This is a genomic window from Rhodosalinus sp. (assembly GCF_041685465.1).
Lineage (GTDB): Bacteria > Pseudomonadota > Alphaproteobacteria > Rhodobacterales > Rhodobacteraceae > Rhodosalinus.
Genome location: NZ_JAWLFS010000154.1, coordinates 1 through 7,276 on the forward strand (window position 1 = coordinate 1; position 7,276 = coordinate 7,276).

General features: G+C 73.6%; 9 protein-coding genes. 3 read left to right on the forward strand and 6 right to left on the reverse strand.

Translation table 11 applies throughout. The features are described from left to right. On the reverse strand, nucleotides 1-374 hold a 374-nt coding region (locus ACESL7_RS10735; RefSeq protein ID WP_372893320.1), incomplete at its 3' end, for an RsmE family RNA methyltransferase. A 101-nt stretch (nucleotides 375-475) separates the two neighbouring features. Between ACESL7_RS10735 and ubiA the strand changes: the two genes are divergently transcribed. The 3 genes from ubiA (at nucleotide 476) to ACESL7_RS10750 (ending at nucleotide 3,731) form a co-directional block, all read left to right on the forward strand. Then, a complete protein-coding gene (ubiA, locus tag ACESL7_RS10740; protein WP_372893321.1) occupies nucleotides 476-1,444 on the forward strand; it encodes a 4-hydroxybenzoate octaprenyltransferase in 969 nt (322 codons plus the stop codon). 86 nt (nucleotides 1,445-1,530) lie between these two features. After that, nucleotides 1,531-3,408 carry an OmpA family protein gene (locus ACESL7_RS10745; protein ID WP_372893322.1) on the forward strand — a complete coding sequence of 626 codons (1,878 nt, stop codon included), beginning with the start codon at nucleotides 1,531-1,533 and terminating at the stop codon, nucleotides 3,406-3,408. Next, nucleotides 3,405-3,731, forward strand: coding sequence for a hypothetical protein (locus ACESL7_RS10750; protein WP_372893323.1), 327 nt, complete (start codon nucleotides 3,405-3,407; stop codon nucleotides 3,729-3,731). Before ACESL7_RS10745 ends, ACESL7_RS10750 begins: the two co-directional genes overlap by 4 nt. Before the next feature lie 480 nt (nucleotides 3,732-4,211). Here the strand turns inward: ACESL7_RS10750 and ACESL7_RS10755 are convergent, their stop codons facing one another. The 5 genes from ACESL7_RS10755 to modB form a co-directional block, all read right to left on the reverse strand. Further along, nucleotides 4,212-4,655, reverse strand: coding sequence for a molybdenum cofactor biosynthesis protein MoaE (locus ACESL7_RS10755; protein WP_372893324.1), 444 nt, complete (start codon nucleotides 4,653-4,655; stop codon nucleotides 4,212-4,214). Nucleotides 4,656-4,658: 3 nt separating this feature from the next. Then, nucleotides 4,659-4,904 carry a molybdopterin converting factor subunit 1 gene (moaD, locus tag ACESL7_RS10760; RefSeq protein WP_115980326.1) on the reverse strand — a complete coding sequence of 82 codons (246 nt, stop codon included), beginning with the start codon at nucleotides 4,902-4,904 and terminating at the stop codon, nucleotides 4,659-4,661. A 4-nt stretch (nucleotides 4,905-4,908) separates the two neighbouring features. Beyond that, nucleotides 4,909-5,568, reverse strand: a complete 660-nt coding sequence (gene pgsA, locus ACESL7_RS10765) for a CDP-diacylglycerol--glycerol-3-phosphate 3-phosphatidyltransferase (protein ID WP_372893325.1) — start codon at nucleotides 5,566-5,568, stop codon at nucleotides 4,909-4,911. 62 nt (nucleotides 5,569-5,630) lie between these two features. Beyond that, nucleotides 5,631-6,713, reverse strand: coding sequence for a molybdenum ABC transporter ATP-binding protein (gene modC / locus ACESL7_RS10770; protein WP_372893326.1), 1,083 nt, complete (start codon nucleotides 6,711-6,713; stop codon nucleotides 5,631-5,633). Next, nucleotides 6,710-7,276 (reverse strand): molybdate ABC transporter permease subunit (gene modB, locus ACESL7_RS10775; RefSeq protein WP_372893327.1); only part of this gene is annotated, 567 nt, incomplete at its 5' end. The genes modC and modB, both read right to left, overlap by 4 nt.

Consider the following 7,276-nt stretch of genomic DNA (forward strand, 5'->3'; position numbering starts at 1 on the left):
AGCCGGTCGCGGCGGATGCGCTCGGCGTTGGTGTGATCGGTCTGCACCGGCACGATCCGGCGCGCGCCCATCTCCACCGCCTTCTCGACGATGAAATCGGTGCGCGCCTTCTTCACGGGCGCGAAGACGAGCCAGACATCGGGCGGGTCGCCCTGCGGCGCCGTGCACCTGCGGCATTCCAGCGCGCCGCCGCGCTTGCCCGCCTCGACCACCTGCGCCGCCCATTCGCCCGCGCGCCCGTCGAAGACCGCGATCTCCGCCCCTTCGCCGAGGCGCATGACGTTGAAGAGATAATGCGCCTGAGCCCGGTCGAGGGGCACGCGGGCGCCCTCGGACAGGGGATGCTCGACGAAAAGGCGCACGCGCGGGGCCATGGCGCCCCTCTAACGCCGCCCCGCGCCGGGGGGAAGCGTTTGCAAGCGGCCCGCTGCCTGCCCTATTGAAGCAGCGACCGCGACAGAGGTGGAGGTCGCCCATGCCCACCGACGCCCCCCGAGAGCGTCAGCCCGGCCCGATCGCCGACGCGGTGAGCGGCAACTGGGTCGATCGACGCGCGCCCGCCGCATGGAAGCCGTACCTGCGGCTCTCGCGGGCGGACCGGCCGATCGGCACGTGGCTTCTCCTGCTGCCGTGCTGGTGGGGGCTGACGCTCGGCATCTTCGCGACCGGCAGCGCGCGGCCGCACGACCTCTGGATCTTCGCGGGCTGCGCGATCGGCGCGTGGCTGATGCGGGGCGCCGGCTGCACCTGGAACGACGTGACCGACCGCGACATCGACGGCGGCGTCTGGCGCACGGCGCAGCGGCCGATCCCCTCGGGGCAGGTCACGGTGCGCGGCGCGATCCTCTGGATGGGCGCGCAGGCGCTCGTGGCCTTCGGGATCCTGCTCACGTTCAACACGGCCGCCATCGCGCTCGGCATCCTCGCGCTGTTGCCGGTGGCGGTCTATCCCTTCGCCAAGCGCTTCACCTGGTGGCCGCAGGTCTTCCTCGGGCTCGCCTTCAACTGGGGCGCGCTCCTGGCCTTCACGGCGCACACCGGCGCGCTCGCCTGGCCGGCGGTGGCGCTCTATCTGGCCGGCATCTTCTGGACGCTTTTCTACGATACCATCTACGCCCATCAGGACCGCGAGGACGACGCGCTGATCGGCGTGAAATCCACCGCGCGTCTCTTCGGCGCGGACACCCCGCGCTGGCTGCGCCGTTTCCTGGTCGCCGCCGTGGCGCTGATGGGGCTTGCGGTGCTCGGCGCGGCGCCGCGGGGCGAGATCCTCGCGTTGATGATCGCGCTCGGCGGGCCGCTGGCCTTCGGCTGGCACCTGACGTGGCAGCTGCGCCGGCTCGATCTCGACGACCACGGGCGGCTTCTCTCGCTCTTCCGGGCGAATCGGGACGCGGGGCTCGTCGTCGTGCCCTTCTTCGCGCTGGCGGCGCTCTTCGCCTGAGCGCGGTGGCATGACGCACGGGCGATGATTGCATCGGGCGCGGGCTGGGCCTAGGTTCGCGCCACCGCCCGGAGACCCGACCGCCGATGCGCCTGTCCCCTCTCGTTCTCACCGCCGCCATCTTCGGCGCCGCCCTTCTGATCAGCGCCGCCAGCGCCGCGGTCGCTGTCAGGCTCGTCGAGGACGAATCCGAGATCGGCGTGCGCGCCGCGCTCGACCGGGCAGGCATCGACTGGGCCGAGGTGGACGCTTACGGGCTGCAGGTCTTCCTGATCGGCACCGCCCCCTCGGAGGCGGCGCGCTTCCGTGCGCTGTCGGCCGCGGGCGAAGTGGTGGACGCCACCCGGCTCATCGACGACGTTAACGTGGCCGAGGCCGACCGCCCGGCGCCGCCGCGCTTCTCGATCGAGATCCTGCGCCACGACGGCGGACTCACGCTGATCGGCCTCGTGCCCGCCGCCACCGACCGCGACGCGCTGCGCAGGAAGGTGGAACGGGTGGCCGAGGGCGTGCCGGTCTCCGACCTGCTGGAGACGGCGGACCACCCGGTGCCGGAGGGCTGGCGCCGGGCGCTCGGGGCGGGCCTCGACGCGCTGGCGCGGCTGCCGCGCGCCAAGGTCACGGTCGAGGCGGGGCGCGTGACGGTGAGTGGCGCCGCAGACAGCGCGGCACAGAAGCGCCGGCTCGAGGCCGAGATCGCGCGCGACACGCCGGAGGCGGTGCGCCTCGCGCTACAGATCACGGCGCCGCGGCCGGTCATCGCGCCCTTCACCCTGCGCTTCGTGAAGGACGAGGGGGGCGCGCGCTTCGACGCCTGCGCCGCGGGAACCGAGGACGGGCGCGCGCGCATCCTGCGCGCCGCCGGCGAGGCCGGGCTCGAGGGCAAGGCCGACTGCCGGCTGGGCCTCGGCGCGCCGGGCGCCCACTGGGCGGACGCGGCGGAGCTGTCGCTCGCCGCGCTCGATCGCATCGGCGGCGGAACGCTGACGATGACGGACACGGAAATCGCGCTCGCCGCGCCGCGCGGCACCGAGCGGGACCGCTTCGAGACGGTGGTGCAGGAGCTCACCGCCGCGCTGCCGGAGGTCTACCGGCTCGACGCCGTGCTGCCTGCCCCCGCTGACCGCGAGCCCGAGGACGACGCCCCCGAGTTCATCGCCACGCTCAGCCCCGAGGGTGCGGTGCAGCTGCGCGGACCGCTGGCGAACGAGAGCGCGCGCGTCATCGCCGACAGCCTTGCCCAGGCGCGTTTCGGCAGCGCGGTAGTCCACACCTCGACCGAGGTGCGCGAGGGCCTGCCGCAGGGCTGGCAGACACGGGTGCTGGCCGGGATCGAGGGGCTGGCCGAACTCGCGCGCGGCGCGCTCGTGGTCACGCCCGACGCGATCGAGATCCGGGGCGAAACCGGAAACGCCGAGGCGGGCGCGGACATCACGGCGCTCATCGCCGAGAAGCTCGGCAGCACGCAGGGGCTGACCCTCGACGTGGCCTACCGCGAGGACCTCGACCCCGAGGCCGCGAAACCCACGCCGGAAGAATGCGTGGCCGAGATCCGCGGGCTTCTGGACGAGCGCAAGATCAGCTTCGAGCCGGGGTCGGCCACCCTCGACCAGGGGGCCCGGCGCGTGATGGACGACATCGCGGACGTGCTGCGCGCCTGCGGGGCGATCCCGCTCGAGATCGCCGGGCACACCGACAGCCAGGGGCGCGAATCGATGAACCTCGACCTGAGCGAGGCGCGGGCGCAGGCAGTGCTGAACGAGTTGCGCGACCGCCGCGTCCTGACCGCCTCGTTCCGCGCGCAGGGCTATGGCGAAGAAGAGCCGATCGCGGACAATGACACCGAGGAAGGCCGCGAGGCGAACCGCCGCATCGAGTTCCACGTGATCCGCCCCGACGACACGGAGACGGAGGGCGGCTCTGCGGAAGGAACCGGGCCGGCGGACGGAGGGGAGGAGGGATGACGCGCACCGATTTCGTGATCGCAACGGCGGCCATCCTCTTCGTCGCCTTCTGCCTCGGCTGGTTCGCGCACTGGCTGCTGCACCGCTTCACCCGCGTCTCGCGCACGGACATGAACGAGATGGAGCGCATGGCGCAGGAACTCCACGACGCGGAAGAGACCCGCGATCAGGCGATCACCTACATGCAGCAGCGCGAGGCGGACCTTTCCAACCAGCTTCACCAGGCCGAAGCGGAGCGCGCCGCGGCGATGGAGGGGCTGCGCGACGCCCGGCGCGAGGCCGAGGAACTGCGCGCCCGGCTGGAGCGGATGGAAGCGGGCTGAGCCTGCGCGCCTCTGCCTCACCATGCGTCGTCCCGCGGGGCGGCGACCCGACGGCGGCCGCCGCTGGCCGGCCGAGGACAGCCCGCGCAAGGGAGACAGCGACCGATAGCTCTGACGCAGGTCGCCACGGCCCCGCGCGAGGCAGGCCGGCGGAGGCATCCTGTGACGGCGGCGTCCGCCCGCCGCGCAGGCCGCGGGCTCGGTGCCCCCGGCATGGCGCTCGGGGCCGCGTCGCAGCGCCCGTCCTCGACGCGCGGCCCCGGCTCTGGTCAAGGCGCCTTCAGCGCAGGACCCGCGAAAGCCCGACGCCCGCCCCGGGCGACCCGCGCCCTGAGGCCACGAGGGGTCGAGGCGATGAGCCCGTCGGTCCGCCCCGACGACGCCGGCATGACCTTCGGGCTCCGCACCGGCGCCCCCTGACGCACCACCTCCCGATGCGGGAGGCCCGCCGGTAGGGTGCGTGCTCCGCACGCACCACCATCACCAGCGGTCGAGCGCCGCCTCGTCGGCCGCGCGCGCCTCGACCCAGCCGGCGCCGCGCGCAGTGATCTCGCGCTTCCAGAAGGGGGCGCGGGACTTCAGGTAATCCATCAGGAACTCCGCCGCGGCGAAGGCGTCGGCGCGGTGCGGTGCGGCGGTGGCGACCATCATGATCACCTCGCCCGGCGCCATGCGCCCGTGACGGTGGATCACCGCCACGTCGCCCAAGGCCCAGCGCTCGCGCGCTTCCGCCGCAATCTGTTCGAGCGCCTTTTCGGTCATGCCGGGGTAATGCTCGATCTCCATCGCCTCGAGGTCGCCCTCGGGCGTGTCGCGCACGATCCCGGCGAAGGTGACCACGGCCCCCTGCCCCCCCTGCCGCGCGGCGAAGGCGCCGCATTCCGCGCCGTAGTCGAAGGGCGCCTCCTGCACCGCGACGCGCATCGCTCAGCCCCCCGTCATCGGCGGGAAGAAGGCGACCTCGCGCACGCCGGCGAGCGGCGCGTCGAAATCGGAGAGCTCCTGATCGACGGCGACGCGCAGCGCCGCGAGATCGGCGAAGGCCATGGCGTAGCGCTCCTCCCGCGCGCGGAGCTCCTCGACGAGGTCGGCGACCGTCGCCGCCTCGGTCTCGACGCGCTCGCGCGGCAGGCCGATGCGTTCGCGCACCCAGGCGAAATAGAGAACGTCCATCGCGTCAGTCCTTCAGATGGGGCAGCGCCTTGCGGAAATACTCCCAGCCGGTGACGAGCGTCAGCAACGCCGCGATCCAGAGCAGCGTGAGCCCGGCATACCCCGTGGCCAGCATGCCCCGGTGCATCCAGCGCAGCCCGTGCACGTCCTCGGCCTCTCCCGCCAGCACCGCCGCGACCCGCTCCGGCCCCATGCCGGAGCGCTCCAGCCCGAGATAATGCTCGAATACCCCCTGCGCAAAGAGGATCGCGATGGCGAGCATCTGCAGCGTCGTCTTCCACTTGGCGAGCTTCGTGACCTTGAGCGTCCCGGCCGCGGCGCCCAGGAACTCGCGCAGGCCCGAGACGAAGATCTCGCGGAAGACGATCATCGTCGCCGGCAGCACGATCCACGGCGAGTAAGAGGAGTATCCCACGATCACCATGAGCGCGATCACCACCATCGCCTTGTCCGCGATCGGGTCCAGCATCGCGCCGAGCCGCGTCTCCTGCCCCCAGGCGCGCGCGAGGCGGCCGTCGATCCAGTCGGTCGCCGCCGCGGCGAGGAAGAGGGTCAGCGCGAACCAGTCCGCCCAGAGCCGGTTGAAGTAAAGGAACATCACCGCCACGCCGGGCGCGGCGAGCAGGCGCAGGATGGTCAGCACATTGGGCAGGGTCCACCGCATGGCCGCTCCTTAGCGCGTCGGGCCTCTGCGGGAAAGGCGTCGCGGCGCGCGACGGGTCCCGCTCACCCGCCCACGTCCCCCGGCGCGACGGAGACCGTCTTGACGATGGCGTGCACCGGCACGCCCGGGCCGAGCGAGAGCGCCGCCACCGAGCGCCGCGTCACCCGGGCGAGCAGCCGCCCGGCGGCCGTGTCCAGCGCGACGAGCGCGCCCGGCCCCTCGCCCGGGCGTACCTCGCGCACGGTCCCCGCAAGCACGTTGAGCGCCGAAAGCCCGCGCGGCGCCTCCCGCGCAAGGATCACGTCGTGCGCGGCGACGCGTACCCGCACGGCCGCGCCCGTGGCCTGCGCGAGCCGCGGCAGGAAGAGCGCCGCACCGCCCGCGTCGAGCTCGGTCAGCCCGTCGGCGTGATGCGCCGCGATGCGCGTCTCAAGCACCGCGCCCGCCTCCCGCGGGCCGAGCGGCGTGACGCCCGGATCGCCCAGCACCTCCGCCGCCGTGCCCGTTGCCACGACGCGGCCGGCCTCCAGCGCGACGACCGTGGTGGCGAGCCGCGCCACCTCGGAGGCGGCGTGGCTGACGTAGAGGATCGGCACCGCCACCTCGTCGCGCAGCCGCTCGAAGTAGGGCAGGATCTCGGCCTTGCGCGCGGCGTCGAGCGCGGCGAGCGGCTCGTCGGCGAGGATCGCCGCCGGCGCCGACAGCAGCGCGCGCCCGATCGCCACGCGCTGCTTCTCGCCGCCAGAAAGCGCGCCGGGCCGCCGGTCGAGCAGCGGCCCGATCCCCAGCATCTCGACCACGCGGCCCGTGTCCTCGCGCCGCGCACCCTTCGGCGCGAACCACGCGCCGTAGCGAAGGTTCTGCCGCACGGTGAGATGCGGAAAGAGCCGCCCCTCCTGAAAGATCGTGCCGAGGCGGCGCCGGTGCGGCGGCCGCCAGACGCGCCGCTCGGTGTCCACGAGAACGCGCCCGTCGAGCGCAATGCGCCCCGCCTCGGGCCGCAGGAGCCCCGCGACCGCGTTGACGATCGTCGTCTTGCCCGAGCCCGAGCGCCCGAAAAGCACGGTAACACCCGGCGGCGCCTCGAACCCCGCGTCGAGCGTGAAGCCCCCGAAGCCGTGGCGGAGCCGCACCTCCAGCGTCATGCGCCGCCCACCCGCCGCGCCACGCGCCGCGCCAGCCATTCCGACAGGAGAAGCGCGCCCATCGCCACGGCGACCGAGACCGCGACCAGCCGCAGCGCCGCCCCCTCGCCCCCCGGCACCTGCAAAAAGGCGTAGATCGCCGAGGGGATCGTGCGCGTCTCGCCGGGGATGTTCGAGACGAAGGTGATCGTCGCGCCGAACTCGCCCATCGCCTTGGCGAAGGCGAGCACCGCCCCCGCGAGCACGCCGGGCAGGACGAGCGGCAGGGTGACGGTCACGAAGACCCAGGGCGGCGAGGCGCCCAGCGTCGCGCCGGCGGCCTCGAGCTTCGGGTCCACCGCCTCGATCGAGAGGCGCATGGCGCGCACCATCAGCGGAAAGGCCATGACCGCCGCGGCGAGCGCCGCCCCCGTCCAGCGGAAGCCGAAGACCACGCCGACCTCGGCGAGCGCCCGCCCCGCCGGCCCCTGCGGCCCGAAGGTCAGGAGGAGCAGGTAACCCGTCACCACCGGCGGCAGGATGAGCGGCAGATGCACGAGGCCGTTGACGATCTGCTTGCCCGG